The following is an 18,292-nucleotide window of genomic DNA, read 5'->3' on the forward strand; positions in this document are numbered from 1 at the left end:
CAATCCTAACGTTTGTCTATTACAAGTGCTCTCTAATTACACATATGGATTTTATAAACAAGATTCCCGAAAAACCTTTAGACACTTATATACAGGGTATAGTGTACTACAAAGGTTATAAACCGGAGCATGACAAGGATCGCTTCCTGCCTGATTGTACTACAAATCTTATAATCGATTTCGGAGATGAACCTAAGTTTATTTACGATAATGTTACCCTAAAGGAAAAGCAGCAATGTGAGATCGCCTGGTTTTCGGGTATGCATAGCCGCTATCTCACAATAAGCAGTGGATTCGATTCTGAAATGATGGTGATCACCTTTAAACCGGGCTTCAGCTATCCATTTATCAACCAATCTCTGCATCAGCTAAATAATAAGGTTCTGCCGGCCACCGAAATTTTTGGTGCCAGTGTTTTACAGCTTCGAAAGGAGTTAATGAACATAAACCCGGGCGATTCAAAGATCCGTTATGCGTCTTCCTGGCTAATGTCTATCCTTACAGATGTTTCCTTTTCAGAAGAGATCATTAGACACTTTGTAAGTGAAATTCAGGCAGCCCCCGATTTGGTTAACCTTAACAATATTGCCAAACGATCTGGTTATTCTCAAAAGCAATTCATACACTTATTTAAAAAATATGTAGGATTAACTCCAAAGCAATTCCATAAAATTGTTCGTTTCAACGAGATCTTACTTGCAATTCACAGTAAAGAGGAGATCGACTGGATCAAGATCGCAGTGGGCTGTGGCTACTACGATCAGGCTCATTTCATAAAGGACTTTCAGGAGTTTTCAGGATTAAATCCTGAAAAATACATGGTAGATCAAGGTGAGTGGGCCCATTATATCCCGATAAGGTAAATTTTTTACAATCCGTTTGCAATCTAAGCCAATACATTTGTTTGTATAAAACAGATGATAATGGAAAATCTTGTAATTAATCATTGGGCAGTCCTCTGCTCGGCTTCTTTAAATCTCGTCTTAGGTGCAGTGTGGTATTCACCGGTATTATTTTATAAAACATGGAAAACGGAAAATGGTCTTACAGACGAAAAATTTAAAAATGTGAACATGGGTAAAATGTACGCTATCAGCTTTATTCTTGCCCTGGTTATGAGCTACAACATGGCCTTTTTCCTCGGTGATACGCAAACCAACTGGATTTGGGGCCTTACTGCCGGATTTTTAACCGGTTTCGGTTTTTCGGCCATGATCTTCACGGCTATAGCGCTGTTTGAACTTAAATCTCTTAAATATATTTTGATCAACGGTGGCTATATTATTGTATATTTTAGCTTAATAGGCTTTATCATTGGAATCTGGAGATAATTGAATCTAAAAATAAAATTATGAAATACGTTATTACCTCGATTATTGGGCTGTTATTTATTAATTGTGCCGATAAGAAAAATGACCAGAACACTATTCCTGAGAAAAAGGATGTCTATAAGATCGCTTATAACGTACTATCGGATACAGCTATAGATAATTATGATGTGTTTGTTATGGATATGGATGGTGGGAACAGTAAGAATATCACCAAATTCGACGGCGTGGAGTGGACGTATAATGCTGCCGGATCTGATCTGTATGTTATATCCGACAAGGATACCATTCATAGGATTTACTTTTTATATCGCACAGATTCGGAAGGGTCTGAATACGAAAAAGTCTCCAACTTTCGACTAGCCGATAGCTGGATCGGTTCCAGGTATGATGGGAATGAGCTAATCGTTCGGCCTCACAGAACGGTGGATACCGCTTTTTATATTATCGATCGGAAAGGAAAAATACTAAAGAAGCTCAAACCAGCTTTAGCATATCTCAATGATCCGCATTTCTCTCCTGATGGATCTCAAATTGTTTTCAGGGGTGCTGATAAACCGTTTAAGAAAGATGTTGGCTATGTGGACGAATTATACCTTATGAATGCAGATGGAAGTGAGTTAAAGCAACTCACGCATTATCCAGTCACAGATACGACTGCCAAGTGGTATAATTATCATGCGGGACCGCCCAGATGGCATCCAACCGAAAACTTTATATCCTATAATTCAAAGCAAGGTGGAAAATCTTCCTTGTTCGCCATAGCACCGGATGGAAGTGGAAAACGGGAATTATTTCCTCAGGATAGTTTACATCAGGGCTGGCACGAATGGAGTCCGGATGGGAAATGGCTAGCTATCGAGGTGTTCGACTCCAATGGCAAGCAATATCACCTGCAGTTGGTAAATTGGGAAACCAAGGAAGCCAAGATAATCACCGGCACCGATTATAGATTTCAGCAGGCTCCTGTATTTGTTAAAGTGGATTAGTTCTTGTTAACCAGAGTCATTAGGTCTACATCGTTCCCTAGCAAGATCTCGTTACCATCGATCCGGCCTTGCATCGGGCCGTTCTCAAGTTTCAATACCCCGCGAGGACATACCGCCGAACAGATACCACAACCTACACAGCTGGCTCGTACAATATTTTCACCTTTTTGGGCATAGGCTCGTACGTCTATTCCCATTTCACAATAGGTGGAACAATTCCCACAGGAAATACACTGGCCACCATTAGTTGTAATTCTGAACCTGGAAAAAAGGCGTTGCTGGAGTCCGAGGATTGCAGCCATCGGGCATCCAAATCTACACCAGACCCTACTTCCGAAGATGGGATAGAATCCCGTTCCTATCACCCCGCTAAAAACAGCTCCAATAAGGAAACCGTACCAAAGCCTAAGAGTTGAGGCTTCGAATATGAAGATATTATTACTTCCGCTAAAGGAGTGAATTAGAAAAAGCCCGATGATGATCACAAAATAACCTATAGCGCCATAGCGGGCATCTTTTTTCAGTTCTTGCTTTTTAAAGATCCAGATCAACACGAAGATCAAGGTTAAAAATATGGCCACCCCAATAAGGAACACGTCGCGAGTTAACCAATAGGCATTGGGATCACTTCCCAAATATGTACTTACCATAGCAGTAGTCATGAGTACAGCGAAGACCAACACGCTGTGAATCACCCAGCGTTCTACCTTCCATGCAAACTGACTTTTATCTGATAAATGCCTGAAAGGATCCCCGGCGGTTTCGGCAAGGCCTCCACAACCACATACCCAGCTGCAATACCACCTTTTACCGTATTTGTATGTTAAGATAGGGGTGATGATAAAAATACTCACCACTCCAAATAGCAACATATAAAGCCCCAGATTACCTGAAGATAAAAGGCCGTCCAGAGAATAACTATCAAAAAGATAATAGTTTAAGGGCCATATACTTTTTAGATCGTAATAAGGAAGATTGTAGGCCTCACTGTCGTTAAGCCTGGCCATAAATTCGGGAATGAGAAAGGCAAATGCAGTTTGAAAGAACATCACACTCATAGTGCGTATCTTTTCGTACCTGTTATGTCTGTATTTCCATATAAATTTGATCCCGAAAGCAAAGATTGCTATGGTATATAAAGTTCCATAAACAAACCATTGGCTAGCCGGATTTCCGCTAAGGATCCTGCTCAATGGATCGAATAGTGCAATTATCCCGGTATTTTCACCTTCGGAATTAAGTCCTAAATAAACCGGGTAGAAATATAAGATCACATAAAAACCGGTTAGGGATATCCCGGAGATCCAGGCGAGAAAACCCCGGCTACTTATCGATTTAAACCATACCCCGTGGTTCTTGATTCCTTCCAATTCGTTACTGTAAGCACCTTTAGCGAAAAGGATGATACCCGATGTGATCGAGAGAAGGGCGATACTAAGCCATAAACCTTTATTGGGGAAGTTCACATTGAATGTTGCCAGTAGGAGGATCGCCAGGCCAAACATCCCGATAAAAGTTGCGATCTTCTGCGTACGGTTAATCGTTTTAGGAGGTTCGCCGGTAAGGCTCATATTTCGTTGTATGGTATCCATAGCTTAGATGTTCACAGTTAGTTTATTATATGCTGAAAGGATTTGAGGTTCGAAAGTCTTGTAGAATTCCGGGTCGAAATTTGCGTAACGCAGGTTTCTTATTACATGATCTGTACTAACGCCTTCTGTTAACCACTTGTCGAATACCTCATGGCGCATTCTAATTCCGAAGGTATTTATCCCTAAAAATTTACCACTGTCCTTATGAGTGGCGATAGTAATACATTTTGTGTCGTCCTCATGGATCCAATGGAAATGTTCTTCGTATTCTGGCTTGCGCTTATCACTGTTCACCCAGCCGTAGGTTTGATATTCTATATCGAAGAATTTGGCACTATTAAACCAATGTCCGGGGTTATAAGCGGTCCTATGTCCACAAATGGTTTGTGCCACTGTTTCGCCCATCATTCTCCCCGTATACCATACCGCCTCCACATTTCGGCGATTGCCAATTGGTTCGTGTTGTTCGGCACAATCTCCTATAGCATAAATTCCTTCTATATTGGTTTCCAGAAAGCGATTCACCTTTATTCCTCTGCCCAGCTCGATACCGCTGTCTTTTAAAAAATCTACATTAGGACTCACCCCGGCAGTTAAGCCTACCAGATCGCAGGCGATCTCCTCGTTAGTTTCAGGGATAACCACGGCACGTGCCTTACCCGCATCATCGGCCAGGATCTCCTTCAAGTTCACGCCAAGCCGGAGGTCTATATGGTGATTTCGTATATGGCGATTGATCATCTCACTTTCCCCACTTGGAAGTACACCATTCCAGAAACTAGTTTCACGTACCAGGAAAGTTACAGGGATATCACGAGTGTGGAGCATCTCGGCTAGTTCTATACCAATGAGTCCTCCACCCACTATAACAGCACGTTTACACTTCTTCTTGTTAGGTGCGTTCTTCTCGAGATTTTGCAGATCCTGAAAGGAATACAAACCTTGTACCCCATCCAGATCCTGTCCCGGCCAGCCAAATTTATTCGATTTGGAACCCACGGCAAGAATTAGCTTATCATAGCCTAGCTCTTCGCCATTGTCCAGAATTAGACTTTTCTGCTTATGGTCCACCTGCTTAACAAAGGCACGTTTGAGATCGATACGATTCTTACTCCAAAACCAGTCTTCATAGGGTTTGGTGTGCTCGTATTTCATATGCCCCATGTAAATGTACATCAGGGCTGTTCTTGAGAAGAAATGATCTGTTTCTGCCGAAATGATCGTTATACGTTTGTCGCTTAATTTACGAATGTGCCGGGCGGCGGTGACTCCCGAAATGCCATTGCCAATAATAACGATGTGTTCCATAAATTGGGATTGCTTAGTACTGTGTCGTATTTAAAGTTACAAACATTACAAACATATTCACTTACACGTTGCATAAAACAATTTTCGAGGATGGGTAAAACTTTAAGGGTTTGCCTGTAAGCACAGTATGGGGGCGTCCGACTTATGCCGTATCAATTTCACTAGATGTACAGAATATTTCTTTTTTTTATCCTTACGTTTAGCCTGGGAACTACACCATTATCCGGGCAGGAAACCAAAACTTTCTTCCAACAAACTAACGAGTTTTTATCGCAGAATGTGAAAGGAGGCAAGGTTGATTACAAAGGCGTTCACAGTGATCCTACACACTTGAACGAGCTTATGGCGCTTATGTCCACAATGAATGTTTCCTCTGTTACTAAGAAAGAATACCAGGCATTTTGGATCAACGCATATAATATAAGTGTGATAAAAGGCATCATAGATAATTATCCCTTAAACTCCCCTCTTGACGTGAATGGCTTTTTCGATAAGACACGCTACTCTATTGCCGGGATGAATATTACTCTTAATGAGATCGAAAATGACATATTGCGCAAAAAATTCAAAGATGCAAGATTTCATTTTGTACTGGTTTGTGGAGCCAGAGGTTGCCCACCTATTATCGCTCGTGCATACACCGCGGAAAATCTGGAGCAATTACTGGAAAAACAAACAATAAAAGCATTAAACAATAGTTCTTTCATTAAGGTGTCTGGAAACGATGTGGCACTGTCTGAGATCTTCAAATGGTATAAGGAAGATTTTGTTGATAACGAGACAAGCGAGATCGACTTCATTAATAAATACCGTAATGAAAAAGTATCTGTGGGAGCCAATATATCGTACTATCCATACGATTGGCGCCTGAATTCTCAATAAGTAAATTAGTCTTCCCGCTTGTCAAAACATTCTCCGAGTTTTGGCAAGCAGCGGAAGCACCAACTTTCCGGCATCATTTTTTTTAAGTTTTAGCTCGAATTAAATTAGTATTTTGAGCAGTGTATGAACACATCATTTCTGAAACTAATTACGTTACTGTTTTTTTGTTTCCTGGTACATTCATGTACCTCTCAAAGCTCCAGGATCAATGGAGTTAGTTTTGTTGCATCCCGAAATCCTGTTGATCAGCAACATATAGACCCCGTAATAAAACATCAGGCAAATCATGCTGCAGTTATGCCTTTCGGTTTTATTAGAAGTCTCAATAATCCAGAGATCATATACAACACAGAACGGCAATGGTACGGGGAGACCAGGGACGGGGCTCTTCAGTATATCGAAATGCTACACAAAAATAATATTAGGGTAATGCTAAAACCTCAGATCTGGATTTGGCGGGGTGAGTTTACAGGTTATTTAAAGATGGAATCTGAGGAAAAATGGGTAGAACTGGAAGAATCCTATTCAAAATTTATCCTCGAATATGCCGCGCTTGCCCAAACTGCTGAAGTGGAAATTTTCTGTATTGGGACCGAGTTGGAACAGTTTATTGTTCACAGACCCGAATACTGGAGAGAACTTATTAGTAAAATAAAAAAGGTCTATAAAGGAAAATTAACCTATGCGGCAAATTGGGATGAATATAAACGTGTTCCGTTTTGGGATCAATTGGATTTTATTGGTGTGGATGCTTATTTCCCTATCTCAGAAAGTATAACCCCTACTATTGCTGAAGCACGGGAGGGTTGGCATCGATGGAAGAAGGAATTGAAAGCTGTTTCCGATAGTAATAAAAGGAAGATCCTTTTTACCGAATATGGCTACCGTAGTGTAGATCATTCTGGGAAAGAACCATGGCAAACGAGTAGAGAAGAAAAAAAAGTTAATCTCGATGCTCAGGCCAATTTACTCACTGCACTTTACGAAGAAATATGGAGTGAAAGTTGGTTCGCCGGAGGTTATATCTGGAAATGGTTTATAGATCATGACAGAGCAGGGGGAGAGGACAACAACCGTTTTACTCCACAAAACAAACCAGCCGGGTTGGTAATTCAATATTATTATTCAACAGATTGATAAAATATAAAAAGCTGTCTCACGCCTGGCGAAACAGCTTTTTCCCAAAAAACAACAACACTAATGATTCCCTGACATTACCTAAAACAGGGTCGTGTTCTGCTCTTTCAATGGGATTATATCATATTATTATAAATCGTATGCGATGTTTCGTATTAACTGAATTGTTCCTTATACGTAAAATCCTACAAGACAAACATAAGACAAACCAATGCTGCCTTACAAATAATTCGTACGTAAAACGATGAAACACAATATATAATAGATAAAGTGTAAAAAATTGAAGACAAAATGTGTTTTCTGAAGAAGTTTTAATTAGAAAATTGTAGGAAAAACTATAGATAAATCGATAAAACTAATTTTTATTAATACCGATATAGGAACTTTTAACCGAACTGAAACAATTAAGTCTGAATATGTTTCTTGTAATATCTGGACAATGCGGCGGCATCTGCACCTAGCCATTTCCTGATATGTATCATTGTAAAATGATATTGCAGTTTCATAGTGCCGTTTCTGGCATATTTTCTAGCCGAGGTAATCACATAGTCATTGATCACCGTAAATTTATACTGATCGTAGATTTTTCCTATAAAATCACAGTCTTCATATATTTCGAACTCTTCATCGAAACCATTTAATGAATCGAAGATTCTACGCTCAACAAAAAGAGATTGATCTCCACCACGACAGGCTTTGAAGTTGAATCGGGTGAAGTATTGGGAAAAGATAAGTACAGGATGTTTGGAGTCGAATTTCATACGGAAACATCCGGCGTTATTTCCTTTTTGAACCTGTTTGAGTATAGCATCATCAAATCCCGCGGGAGGGAACGTATCTGCATGTAGAAAGTATAATACGTTGCCCCTGGCTAAATTGGCGCCAGCGTTCATTTGTCGCGCCCTGCCTTTTTCAGATTCACAAATTACTAGTGGAAGACCGCTGCCATTTTCACTAAATGACCTCGCTAACGGGATTGTCTCATCTGTGCTTCCGCCGTCTACGATAATTACTTCAGTTATCTTGCCCGACTTACTGTGTGTGTCCAGATGATGCAGAAGACCGCTAATTGATGCCGCTTCATTGTATACCGGGATAATAACGCTAATCATGTTTTAAAGATAGTAAAACTGCCTACTGTTCGTTTAAATTCCAGTTGTAGTTTTTATAGGTGATAGACGCTGTTTTATCAATCTTTTTGGTTGTATACTTATTAATGTAGGCAATTACATCCACTTCTCCGTCCACGGTAAAATCCTTTCGGTACCAGTCGAAGATGGATGACAATTTTGGATTCGATTTATTCAGATCATTTTTATCACTGTTGATAAATTCCCTGGTAGCTTTGTCCAGTTGCGCTTCTATCCTTGAGGCAGTAAAGGCTTCATTAAGTAGCTTTGGACAAGATATCGATGCACAATTAATAGCGAAATGTATCCTGGGTTCGTTCATTTTCCGAAGTATTCCATTTTCAATTCCACCCAAAGAAAGGGTCTTATCGCCAATGGGTACAATAGCACTTGTCCAGGGACCACTAATGTCCTTAATACTTTTCACCGGGTAATTATCCAGGATCAGCTTAACTGTATAAGCGTTATAGGTATTTATATAATAGGCAAGTAACTCCTCAACACTCCAACTTTCCAGGGGCTGGGTTTTAGACAACATGGTGAGATACTCTATGAGAGTTTTTTCATCCTTTTGGAATCCTTTATAATTCACCATCCCGTTGGCATCAACATGCTTTTTCAATAATTTATCCCAAGTGCTGTGATCTACAATTTCTTCGGAAGCGGATATCGTATTTAGGGTGCCACTTACTTCTTTGGTAGGCTGTCCCTGGCTGGTAAGTCCGGCAGCAGAGAAAAGGGAACACTGATGAAAGAATAATGAAAGTATTCCAATTGAAATAAATTTTAAGGTTTTGTGCATAACTGACTATTTTTTCTATTTACGTAAAAATTTGCGCAATGGATTTCATTTAGATTGGAAAGTCCAATAAGAGGTCGAATAAAACGGTTTATGCTTACACTGCTTATTTGAGAATATAAAAGACCATAGCACTAAATAGGGCGGCTACAGGTAAGGTAAGCACCCAAGACATTAATATCTTTTTGATCATCGTATGATTGGATTTTTTTGTGATAGTTCCAATACCAAAAATAGACCCCACCGAAACATGAGTTGTGGACACCGGCAGACCATGAACACTGGCCGTGGTAACCAATAAGCCCGTAACAAGATTAGATGTAACCCCCTGGCCGCTGTTCATAGGAGTAATTTTCTTGCTAATATTGATACCTACTTTTCTGGCGTTGAGCATGCCTCCAATCGCCATGGTAATGGCAACTGCAATCATGCCCCATTTTATCTCCAAAGCGTTAATGATCAACAGTAAACCCACTATTTTTGGCGTGTCGTTCAGCCCTCTTGCGAAACTCACTACCCCGGCACTAATAAAATGAAGTGTATTAACAGCTTTTTCAGCCGATATACCAACTATTCTGCCGTTGTAAGACTCATCACATTTCTTCTTACACTTAGATAATTGTATTGATCTATGAGATTCTATGGGTACATTAGTTTGTGTTTCCTTTAGAATGACAGTAGCCTCTTCCAAACATATACAGCTGTTTCTTGTGATCCCTAATTTTTTTCTAAAGTTTCGGAAAATGAGATAAGCAAGATAGCTCAGAAGCCCTGCGATTAACGGACTTACGATTAGCGGTATTAAAAAAGCCTTACTAAGTTTTCCGAAGTTAAAATCTGCCCCAATAGCCATTATGCCGGTTCCCACTAAGGCACCCACAAGGCTGTGCGTTGTAGAAATTGGCATTCCTATTTTGGTGGCGAGAAAGACCGTTATGGCAGCTCCTAATGCAATTGAAGTAGCAAAAATTGGGTTTTGAATAAGATCATTGGGAACTAACCCCTTTCCCGAGAAGTTTTTAACAAGAGTTTCTGCCAGAAAAATGGCTGCTACTGCACCGACGAAGGTTGTTAAAGTCGCCCAGTTGATAGCAGTTCTAAATGCCGTAGTTCCACTACCATACAAAGTAGCGACCCCCTTAAAATTATCGTTCGCACCGTTGCTGAATGATAGAAAACAGGCTGCAAGAAAAAGTAGGATATAGATCATTCAAAAAAGAGATATATACTTAGCAACAACCTCCACCATCGTAATGAAAGGTAGAGTCGCTGATAAAAATATCTTCTCTCTCAAGGTCGGCCAGATTGCCTGCCGTTTTATCACAAACCGCTATGGGTTGGTTCTTCAGAAGGATATGTCCCTTGCCATCATCCAGATATTCATCTTCCCCATAGTAGATCGCTGCTTTCCCGGTAAATACACAGGGGCCGTCTTCAGGCATGGGATCTTTGATCGCTGCCACCTCAATAGATTCTATATAAATGAGTTCATCTGTGGGGTAATTTTTTGGGTCCAGTATACGATAAGGTTTACGGGCCCTGATCTCAATGGTGCCGAAGCCCACATCGGTAAGCGCTTTCACATAATCCTTTATTGGAAGACTACCGCTTAGACATAGTGCTCTTAGTCGCGCATCGTTGCGAAGCGTTTCATTCATGGATTGTTCGCAAGTTGGATCGCTCATCACCAATCTACCATGCGGTTTTAAAACCCGGTACATTTCTTCGATCGCCTTTTTAAGATCTTCCTCCTTAAAAATATTGAACAAGCAGTTTTGAGCAGCAACATCTATACTGTTGTCCGGGACAGGAAGATTCATGGCATCTCCCTTGCGCAATTCGACGAATTCACTCTTAAACCACGGATTTTGCTCTTCGGCTTCAATAAAATTCTTTTTGGAAGCTTCCAGCATCTCATCTACCACATCCACGCCAATCACGCCTCCTTTTTGCCTTGAGAAATAGGAAAACTGCAGTAACTCCATACCGCCGCCAACGCCTACGTAAAGTATCTTAGGATTGTTAACGAGGTCTCTGGCATGTACAGTACTTCCGCAACCGTAATTCATTTCCTGCATGATCTTAGGGATCTTAAGCCCAGGTAATTCCCAAATTGGGTTGGTAGTACAACAGAGTCCTACATCTGGTGTTAGTGCTGCATCTTTATAAAGATCATGGGTGGTCTCTAAATAACTCATGAGTGAAATTTTTAAAATTTAATTAAAGGGATCTAATTAGCTCGGTAAATAATGTAATCATATCGGGTTCTGCTTTTGCAGCCATTGCGAGTATGTCTACGATTTCTACCGGTTCGAGATGATCCGGATCACATTCGTCGGTTAATACCGATAAAGCTGACACCGGAATCCCTAAATGATTAGCGACGATTACCTCCGGTACTGTACTCATACCAACAGCATCTGCGCCAATGATCTTAAGATATCTGTATTCGGCACGTGTTTCCAGTTGAGGTCCCACTACACTGGCATACACTCCCTTGTGTAATTTTATGTCGTAATTTATGGCTATTTCTTCTATGAGTTGATTCATCTCCTTGTCGTAAGGAGCACTCATATCTACAAATCTTTCTCCCAACTTTTCTACCCCTCTAAAAGCCAAAGGTGAACTTCCCTGTAAATTGATATGATCATCTATAAGCATGATCTCTCCTTTGTTGAAGTTTAAATTTATGGCACCGGAAGCATTGCTCACCAGTAATCTTTTTATTCCCAGCCGGTGCATAACTCGTACCGGAAAGGTTACATCCTGAAGTGAATATCCTTCATAAATATGAAATCTTCCCTGCATTAGGATGACTTTTTTACCACCCAATTCCCCGTAAATTAACTTTCCTGTATGAAATTCGACCGTGGCAGTGGGGAAATTAGGGATATGATTGTAGCTCATTTCAGCTTCTACATCGACATATTCCAAAATCTTTCCTAGGCCCGTACCCAGGATGATCCCGATTTCGGGAACGCCAAAACCACGTTCTTCTAAAAATGTAACGGCTTCTTCAATTTGTCTGGTCATATAGGTTTCGCTTCATTAATATGCGTTAAAAAGTGTTTAAAGGCTGGGACATCTTTTATATCGTCATAGGTGTCCACATCGTTCTTTACGGTTAACAACCTGGTAGGTTTGTCATATAATTGGGCAAGTGTGTCCTTTAGGACAGAGTCACTACCCCATTCTTTATTTTCAAATAATTCGGGAATAAGTGTTCTCATCCCAAGCAGATAATATCCACCATCTGCTGCAGGACCTATTACCACTTCATTATGGTCCAATGCAGAGAAGGCATCTTCAATATCGGCGGTATCCAGCTCGTAGATATCACTCCCTATGATAATGACCTTTTCGTATCCTTCTTTCAGCCCCATTTGAAAAGCATGCTTCATGCGGTCACCCAGGTCTTCACCCTGCTGTAAACGTTTATCGAAAAGCGAATTATCCCAGGCATCCTTGGTGTGAATTTCTTCCGAATAATATAAATGACGAGAAACGTCTAATTCCATCGAGATCTGCCGGGTGTGCTCCAATAGGAATTTATAAATATTAAGCGCGATCTTGTTACCAACCGTAGCAGCCAACCGGGTTTTTACTTTACCCAGCTCAGGATTTCTCGTGAAAATTATCAAGAGTTCTTTATTCATAGACCTTTTCTCCGTTGGTGAGCCATTTACTCCAGGCTTTTGAGAATGAATGCACTTTTTCTGTTTCATTTCCTTCGGAATCTACTATCGGGTATCCATTGTTTTTCCATTCGAATATACCTCCGTATAGATTCCTGATATTTGAGTAGCCTGCTTTCCTGAGTTTTTCACCTATCTCTTCAGAACGTATTCCCAGCGAGCAATACACAACGATAGTTCGATCACTGTCAGGAATTTTTTCTGTGATCATTTCCGAAGAAAAATCTGAAAAACCTATAAATAAACCTCCAGGTATCCTGCTTACTTCATATTCTTCAAATTCGCGTGCATCCAGGATGTAAACCTCATCATTCAACTGAAGCATTCTCAATTCTTCAACCGAAATATAAGGAATGGACCGGGTGTTATAGGTATTGAGTAACTGCTGCAGTGATTCCTGCGCAGAGCTTTGAAGGCCCAATAGAAATAATATAATATAAACTAATCTCAACTTCATGACTAATAATCTCAACAGGCGTTATGCAACACTCCCCTGGCAACTGCTTCCGGCTCCGGCGGTACAACCAAAACAATGCTGGGAAATAATGATATTCCTGTCGTTCAGCACTGCTTCGTTATAATCCTTTATATGTTGCACTTTACTGGCCACTTTTAATTCGAGCATCTGGTTAAAGTCGCAGTCGTACAGATATCCATCCCAACTCACCGAAATTGTATTAGTACACATTACATTAGCGACGGCCTCAGGATTGTAGGCATCTACCAATTGATACATATAATCCTCGTAATTTTCGGAAGCTATCAAATAATCAAGAAAGCGAGATATAGGAAGATTTGTAATAGCAAACAGATTGTGAAACTGTATCCCGAAATCATCTAGCAGGGCCTTTTTAAAATCTTTTTCCATACTAGCCTGATCCCCTGGTAAGAAGGCACCACTTGGGTTGTAAACGAGGTCTAGCCTTAGATCACTGCCTGGCATTCCATACCCAACATCGTTCAGCATTTTCAGGGCTTCGATAGAAGCATCGAAAACACCATCCCCGCGTTGCTTGTCGGTTTTACCACGTGTCCAATGTGGCATGGAACTTACCACGTGTACATTGTGATCCTTAAAAAACTGAGGCAGATCGTAATATTTTTTATTCGCACGTATGATAGTGAGGTTACTCCTAACTATAAAATCCTTTATTCCCGCTTTACTTGCCTCATCTACAAAACGCCTGAAATTTGGATTCATTTCCGGGGCGCCTCCTGTTAGATCGAGGGTGTGGGCACCGGTGTTTCTAATTACATCCAGACAAAGTTCCATGGTTTCCCATGTCATGATCTCTTTTCTGTCGGGCCCTGCATCTACATGGCAGTGGTCACAAACCTGGTTGCACATGTAGCCCACATTGATCTGTAATACTTCCAGTTTATTGGGTCGCAAAGGGAATTGTCCGCTTTCCTTGATCTTCTGGGCGAATGTAGGAAGTTCGCCATCACGAAATATCCCATTAGAGAGAATCTCAAGTTGTCTGTTCGACTTCGCGAGGTCGCTGTTTCTTTTGTGAAGTGATTGGGTTTTTAATTTCGTCATAAGTGGTTTTTACCTTATCCGTCTAGTTTGTTCACTTTGTTCATCATCATTACTCCATGCACTAGCGTGGCACCACTTCTGATAGCTGCACCTACATGTATAGCTTCCATCATTTCCTCTTTGGTGACACCCCGTTGCAGGGAATCCTTGGTATATGCATCTATACAATATGGACATTGTTCGGTATGAGAAACAGCAAGGGCAATGAGTGACTTTTCCCTGGCTGTTAAAGCCCCTTCTTCAAATACTTTTCCGTAGTAATCGAAGAATTTAGTGCCAAGTTCTTCACTCCACTGAGTGATATCTCCAAACTTACGCAGGTCTTTAGGATCGTAATAAGACATAAGTGATTTTTAATAGTTACGAAATCGAAGAATTATCGGTTTTCCTTCATCTTCGTAAATATAGCGAAGTAGTCTAAAAAATAGGGAAAAGCTTACGAAAGAATTTAGATAACACTATAACAGTAACTTATATTAAAAATTAAATTTACTAATCGAAACTGTAAGTAATTCCCGTACTGAAATCGTATTGCGAATTTGGGATTCCTATAGCCGGGAAGGCGTCATAAGTGAACGTATAGGATGTTTTCAGCGCGAAATTTTTAAACAGGTCTACCACTAAGGAACTCATACTCGAGATTCGATAGTCATGAAACTTGTCGATTCGCGGCTGATAATAGGTTGTACTAATAATCGTAACATGGTCTGAAGGGTATAGACTGAAGGATAAATAGGTGCTTGCCCTGAAATCCTTTTGGGTGGGTGTGACCCCGTCAATTACGTTTTCATGTTCGTACATGGCGAGTAATCCTAAATAGAATTTGTACTTCTCGGAAGTAGTTAATTTTATACGCGGACCTGTACCTACTAGCCCTCTGAAATCGATTAGATTCACTTTATTATATTGCCCCTGTAAAAATATCTCCCAGGCCATTCTGGGATGGAAACGGTAATTATACCGAATATGTGAAATAAGGCTGTTGTCGAAATTTTCACCTTCTATCTTCTGAAATGCCACATCGTTCTTAAAGAGTATAAGGTGGTCTTTCATTTTATACTGAATATGGATATCACTACCAATGGTAAGGAAATCGTTTACATTGCGCTTAACAGCAAACGAAGCGCTCATCGATCCCGAAAACCCCGAAGTATCCGTCACTTTGCGAAGTGATTCGGCATTTAATATTTGACATTCTGCGGATATTGAAATAAGAAGAAAAAACAGGAAGGCGAAGTATCGCATAGCTATTACAAGATGGTTAGTTTGATTAAAATTAAAAATAAAACAAGATCCCACAAAAAAGTTTTGCGGGATCTTGAGGACCGGTCTTCAATCTTCTATTTTTTACTGAAAATAAATGTAGGTAAATACTACGATCAACACTATGGCAAGACCCACAGGTTTAACGTATTTCCAACCCGTAATATCAACTTGTTTCGTATGTAATTGAACATAATCTGTTGTGCGCGGATAGAACTTCCCTATCACGAGCATGACCAGGATATTGAATACAAATAAGATCGCCATCACATGTAGGAAATGAGGATAGCTATCGCCATACATGGGCGCCAGTACAAACTGACTTATAGTATAAAGAATTACACCAGACAAGATCGCGACCTTGGCAGCGATTGCCGGAACGCGCTTAGTTAAATACCCAACTACTATTATGGTTAGTATAGGTATACTGTAACAGCCGTTTACTTCCTGAAGGTAACCAAACAATCCGGCCGGAGCATTTGCGATAAAAGGGGCGATCAACATGGAAGCAACTGCCAGTACTATCCCAAAGAGCTTCCCTTTTTTTACAATGGTTTTTTCGGTGGCTTCCTTATTGATATATTCCTTGTAAATATCTACACCAAATAAGGTGACCGAACTGTTCAAAGCAGAATTAAACGAACTCAAAATAGCCCCAAATAAAACGGCAGCAAAGAATCCAACAAGAGAGGCGGGCAGCACCTCACGCACTAGAGTGGGGTAAGCCTGATCTGCATTGGTGATCTCACTTTCATACAAATAGAATGCAATTATCCCAGGGAGAACAACAATGAGCGGCCCCAGGATCTTTATAAATGCGGCAAGCATTAGACCCTTTTGTCCTTCCTTCAGATTTTTAGCCGCCAGGGCTCTCTGTATGATAGCCTGGTTAGTTCCCCAGTAGAATAATTGTACTAACATCATACCTGTGAAAATAGTACCAAACGGGATAGACGATTCGCTATCTCCGGCAGCCACGAACTTTTCGGGTAGGGTTGTCATTAATTCATTGATCCCGGCACTTACACTTCCATTACCAACTTCCCAAAGTCCGAAAACAGGGATCATCAATCCTCCAATGAGCAAGCCAACAGCATTTACCGTATCAGAGACTGCAACTGCTTTCAGCCCTCCGAAAATCGCATAGATCGAGCCTACAATACCTATACCCCAAACACAGACCCATAAAGCCGCGGTATCGGAAATACCAAACGCTTCAGAAACATTGAACATAGTGCTAATTGCCAGTCCGCCGGAGTAAAGAACTATGGGCAAAAGCACGATCATATAACCAGACAGGAACAGGCCCGAAGTAATAGCCTTGGTGCCTTTATCGTATCGTCGTTCCAGGAATTGAGGGACGGTTGTAATACCACCCTTCAGGTATCTGGGCAGTAAAAATATAGCTGTTACAACAATGGCAATAGCGGCCAAAGTTTCCCAGGCCATTACTAAGATTCCTTCCGTATACGACTGCCCGTTGAGACCAACAATTTGTTCGGTAGATAAATTGGTGAGGAGTAATGATCCGGCGATCACAACAGCGGTTAGACTTCTACCACCAAGGAAGTAACCGTCTGAACTTTGTTCATCGGTCTTACGTGTAGCGTAATACGAAATAACTCCAACGAGAATGGTAAAAGCCAAAAAAGTAATAATGGTCATAAGTTCTATATGTTAGCTATTAGATTTTTAAAACATCAGAGATCACATCGGCGAAATCGGGTATTCGTCCCACATTCTGTAATTTAATGGCAGCCATTTGCAGGGCCGCTTCCATACATTTTTGTTTAGGTTTTCCTTTTAGCCACGCGAATAAAAACCCAGACCAAAACGCATCTCCGGCTCCCGTAGCATCCATGATCTTTTCAACTTTCAGTGCCGATAGTTCCAGGACAGGATGATTTCGTTCACTTAGCTTTGCACCATCTTTTCCAAGGGTTAGGCACACCAGATCCACACCAAGATCATGAAGATAGTTAAATATTTGTTCGTGACTCATTCCTTCCCCAAACAACCTGTCTACGTCATCCTGACTCACCTTAACTATGGGATTAAAACCACAAAACCTCGTTATGGCCAACTTCGCCTCCCGGGTATCGGGCCAAATCTGTTCAGAATAATTTATATCGATACTTAACTGGCATCCCAGGTTGGCAGCTCTTTCGGCTGCATCGAGTATGGTATTTCGTGCTGGCTGACGGCTTAGAGCAAAGCAAGATGTATGAAATATTTTAGCTTGTTTAAGCTTTTCATCAGTGATCTGGAGCGGTAAAATTTCGGCATCTGCCCCTCTAAGGGCAACAAATTCAGGCGTTGCCACTGTTCTCGAAACGAAAATCACTGTAGTGGGTTCAGAATCCGAAATTCTAATTCCATCGTGTTTAACTTCATTTTCACCAAGTCGGTCACGAATATATTTCCCAAACCCATCATTTCCAACCGCGGAGATCATTTCCACGTTCAGTCCGAGTCTGGCCATATTCATCGCCACATTGGTAGGGGACCCACCGAGATACCGGTGATAATCTTTTATTTGATGTATTGGATGCTCGGGCTGTGTGCCAATAAAATCAATTAGAGATTCACCAATACAAATAATATCAATAAGTCTGTTCTTCATTTT

19 protein-coding genes are annotated in these 18,292 nt (G+C 40.8%); 5 read left to right on the forward strand and 14 right to left on the reverse strand.

Going from position 1 to position 18,292, the window contains the following annotated elements:
* Positions 1-44 precede the first annotated feature (44 nt).
* The 3 genes from C5O00_RS07495 to C5O00_RS07505 are packed head-to-tail and all read left to right on the forward strand — an operon-like array spanning position 45 to position 2,317.
* On the forward strand, positions 45-863 hold the full coding sequence (locus tag C5O00_RS07495) for a helix-turn-helix domain-containing protein (protein WP_105216269.1): 819 nt from the start codon (positions 45-47) through the stop codon (positions 861-863).
* 60 nt (positions 864-923) lie between these two features.
* Entirely contained in the window at positions 924-1,331 is a 408-nt protein-coding gene (locus C5O00_RS07500; protein ID WP_158676801.1) for a DUF1761 domain-containing protein, read from the forward strand.
* Between the two features lie 20 nt (positions 1,332-1,351).
* Positions 1,352-2,317: a TolB family protein gene (locus C5O00_RS07505; protein WP_105216271.1), complete on the forward strand. Its 966-nt coding sequence runs from the start codon at positions 1,352-1,354 to the stop codon at positions 2,315-2,317.
* Here the strand turns inward: C5O00_RS07505 and C5O00_RS07510 are convergent.
* On the reverse strand, positions 2,314-3,909 hold the full coding sequence (locus tag C5O00_RS07510; protein ID WP_105216272.1) for a 4Fe-4S binding protein: 1,596 nt from the start codon (positions 3,907-3,909) through the stop codon (positions 2,314-2,316). The genes C5O00_RS07505 and C5O00_RS07510 overlap by 4 nt on opposite strands.
* Before the next feature lie 3 nt (positions 3,910-3,912).
* A complete protein-coding gene (locus C5O00_RS07515) occupies positions 3,913-5,217 on the reverse strand; it encodes an NAD(P)/FAD-dependent oxidoreductase (RefSeq protein ID WP_105216273.1) in 1,305 nt (434 codons plus the stop codon).
* 165 nt (positions 5,218-5,382) lie between these two features.
* On the opposite strand from C5O00_RS07515, the gene C5O00_RS07520 reads away from it, so the two are divergent.
* The gene (locus tag C5O00_RS07520; RefSeq protein ID WP_105216274.1) at positions 5,383-6,099 is read left to right on the forward strand and encodes a DUF547 domain-containing protein; all 717 of its coding nucleotides are present in this window, start codon (positions 5,383-5,385) and stop codon (positions 6,097-6,099) included.
* A gap of 123 nt (positions 6,100-6,222) precedes the next feature.
* Positions 6,223-7,236 carry a glycoside hydrolase family 113 gene (locus tag C5O00_RS07525; protein WP_105216275.1) on the forward strand — a complete coding sequence of 338 codons (1,014 nt, stop codon included), beginning with the start codon at positions 6,223-6,225 and terminating at the stop codon, positions 7,234-7,236.
* Between the two features lie 404 nt (positions 7,237-7,640).
* Here C5O00_RS07525 and C5O00_RS07530 read toward each other — a convergent pair whose 3' ends face one another.
* The 12 genes from C5O00_RS07530 to C5O00_RS07585 form a co-directional block, all read right to left on the reverse strand.
* Positions 7,641-8,348, reverse strand: coding sequence for a TIGR04283 family arsenosugar biosynthesis glycosyltransferase (locus C5O00_RS07530; RefSeq protein WP_105216276.1), 708 nt, complete (start codon positions 8,346-8,348; stop codon positions 7,641-7,643).
* A gap of 22 nt (positions 8,349-8,370) precedes the next feature.
* Positions 8,371-9,168 (reverse strand): DUF547 domain-containing protein, encoded by a 798-nt coding sequence (locus C5O00_RS07535; RefSeq protein ID WP_105216277.1) that lies wholly within the window; start codon positions 9,166-9,168, stop codon positions 8,371-8,373.
* Positions 9,169-9,271: 103 nt separating this feature from the next.
* Positions 9,272-10,375: an inorganic phosphate transporter gene (locus tag C5O00_RS07540; protein WP_105216278.1), complete on the reverse strand. Its 1,104-nt coding sequence runs from the start codon at positions 10,373-10,375 to the stop codon at positions 9,272-9,274.
* A 19-nt stretch (positions 10,376-10,394) separates the two neighbouring features.
* A complete protein-coding gene (gene arsM, locus C5O00_RS07545; protein WP_105216279.1) occupies positions 10,395-11,363 on the reverse strand; it encodes an arsenosugar biosynthesis arsenite methyltransferase ArsM in 969 nt (322 codons plus the stop codon).
* Positions 11,364-11,385: 22 nt separating this feature from the next.
* On the reverse strand, positions 11,386-12,198 hold the full coding sequence (locus C5O00_RS07550; RefSeq protein WP_105216280.1) for a purine-nucleoside phosphorylase: 813 nt from the start codon (positions 12,196-12,198) through the stop codon (positions 11,386-11,388).
* On the reverse strand, positions 12,195-12,821 hold the full coding sequence (locus C5O00_RS07555) for a TIGR04282 family arsenosugar biosynthesis glycosyltransferase (RefSeq protein WP_105216281.1): 627 nt from the start codon (positions 12,819-12,821) through the stop codon (positions 12,195-12,197). Before C5O00_RS07555 ends, C5O00_RS07550 begins: the two co-directional genes overlap by 4 nt.
* Positions 12,814-13,317, reverse strand: a complete 504-nt coding sequence (locus tag C5O00_RS07560) for a rhodanese-like domain-containing protein (RefSeq protein ID WP_105216282.1) — start codon at positions 13,315-13,317, stop codon at positions 12,814-12,816. The genes C5O00_RS07555 and C5O00_RS07560 overlap by 8 nt, the downstream gene beginning before the upstream one ends.
* 21 nt (positions 13,318-13,338) lie before the next feature.
* Positions 13,339-14,403, reverse strand: coding sequence for an arsenosugar biosynthesis radical SAM (seleno)protein ArsS (gene arsS / locus C5O00_RS07565; protein WP_105216283.1), 1,065 nt, complete (start codon positions 14,401-14,403; stop codon positions 13,339-13,341).
* A gap of 14 nt (positions 14,404-14,417) precedes the next feature.
* The gene (locus tag C5O00_RS07570; protein ID WP_105216284.1) at positions 14,418-14,747 is read right to left on the reverse strand and encodes an arsenosugar biosynthesis-associated peroxidase-like protein; all 330 of its coding nucleotides are present in this window, start codon (positions 14,745-14,747) and stop codon (positions 14,418-14,420) included.
* A 148-nt stretch (positions 14,748-14,895) separates the two neighbouring features.
* The gene (locus C5O00_RS07575) at positions 14,896-15,648 is read right to left on the reverse strand and encodes a DUF481 domain-containing protein (RefSeq protein WP_105216285.1); all 753 of its coding nucleotides are present in this window, start codon (positions 15,646-15,648) and stop codon (positions 14,896-14,898) included.
* 102 nt (positions 15,649-15,750) lie between these two features.
* Positions 15,751-17,331 carry a solute:sodium symporter family transporter gene (locus tag C5O00_RS07580; protein WP_105216286.1) on the reverse strand — a complete coding sequence of 527 codons (1,581 nt, stop codon included), beginning with the start codon at positions 17,329-17,331 and terminating at the stop codon, positions 15,751-15,753.
* 19 nt (positions 17,332-17,350) lie between these two features.
* Positions 17,351-18,289: a carbohydrate kinase family protein gene (locus C5O00_RS07585; protein WP_105216287.1), complete on the reverse strand. Its 939-nt coding sequence runs from the start codon at positions 18,287-18,289 to the stop codon at positions 17,351-17,353.
* Positions 18,290-18,292 lie beyond the last annotated feature (3 nt).

Source organism: Pukyongia salina, assembly GCF_002966125.1.
GTDB classification, from domain to species: domain Bacteria; phylum Bacteroidota; class Bacteroidia; order Flavobacteriales; family Flavobacteriaceae; genus Pukyongia; species Pukyongia salina.

Bases quoted from the DNA above. Each gene is read 5' to 3' on its own strand.
- C5O00_RS07505 (WP_105216271.1), top strand. From the start codon at position 1,352: ATGAAATACGTTATTACCTCGATTATTGGGCTGTTATTTATTAATTGT.
- C5O00_RS07555 (WP_105216281.1), bottom strand. From the start codon at position 12,821: ATGAATAAAGAACTCTTGATAATTTTCACGAGAAATCCTGAGCTGGGT.
- C5O00_RS07570 (WP_105216284.1), bottom strand. From the start codon at position 14,747: ATGTCTTATTACGATCCTAAAGACCTGCGTAAGTTTGGAGATATCACT.
- arsM (WP_105216279.1), bottom strand. From the start codon at position 11,363: ATGAGTTATTTAGAGACCACCCATGATCTTTATAAAGATGCAGCACTA.
- C5O00_RS07560 (WP_105216282.1), bottom strand. From the start codon at position 13,317: ATGAAGTTGAGATTAGTTTATATTATATTATTTCTATTGGGCCTTCAA.
- C5O00_RS07515 (WP_105216273.1), bottom strand. From the start codon at position 5,217: ATGGAACACATCGTTATTATTGGCAATGGCATTTCGGGAGTCACCGCC.
- C5O00_RS07540 (WP_105216278.1), bottom strand. From the start codon at position 10,375: ATGATCTATATCCTACTTTTTCTTGCAGCCTGTTTTCTATCATTCAGC.
- C5O00_RS07500 (WP_158676801.1), top strand. From the start codon at position 924: ATGGAAAATCTTGTAATTAATCATTGGGCAGTCCTCTGCTCGGCTTCT.
- C5O00_RS07585 (WP_105216287.1), bottom strand. From the start codon at position 18,289: ATGAAGAACAGACTTATTGATATTATTTGTATTGGTGAATCTCTAATT.
- C5O00_RS07495 (WP_105216269.1), top strand. From the start codon at position 45: ATGGATTTTATAAACAAGATTCCCGAAAAACCTTTAGACACTTATATA.
- C5O00_RS07550 (WP_105216280.1), bottom strand. From the start codon at position 12,198: ATGACCAGACAAATTGAAGAAGCCGTTACATTTTTAGAAGAACGTGGT.
- C5O00_RS07575 (WP_105216285.1), bottom strand. From the start codon at position 15,648: ATGCGATACTTCGCCTTCCTGTTTTTTCTTCTTATTTCAATATCCGCA.
- arsS (WP_105216283.1), bottom strand. From the start codon at position 14,403: ATGACGAAATTAAAAACCCAATCACTTCACAAAAGAAACAGCGACCTC.
- C5O00_RS07535 (WP_105216277.1), bottom strand. From the start codon at position 9,168: ATGCACAAAACCTTAAAATTTATTTCAATTGGAATACTTTCATTATTC.
- C5O00_RS07530 (WP_105216276.1), bottom strand. From the start codon at position 8,348: ATGATTAGCGTTATTATCCCGGTATACAATGAAGCGGCATCAATTAGC.
- C5O00_RS07510 (WP_105216272.1), bottom strand. From the start codon at position 3,909: ATGGATACCATACAACGAAATATGAGCCTTACCGGCGAACCTCCTAAA.
- C5O00_RS07525 (WP_105216275.1), top strand. From the start codon at position 6,223: ATGAACACATCATTTCTGAAACTAATTACGTTACTGTTTTTTTGTTTC.
- C5O00_RS07580 (WP_105216286.1), bottom strand. From the start codon at position 17,331: ATGACCATTATTACTTTTTTGGCTTTTACCATTCTCGTTGGAGTTATT.
- C5O00_RS07520 (WP_105216274.1), top strand. From the start codon at position 5,383: ATGTACAGAATATTTCTTTTTTTTATCCTTACGTTTAGCCTGGGAACT.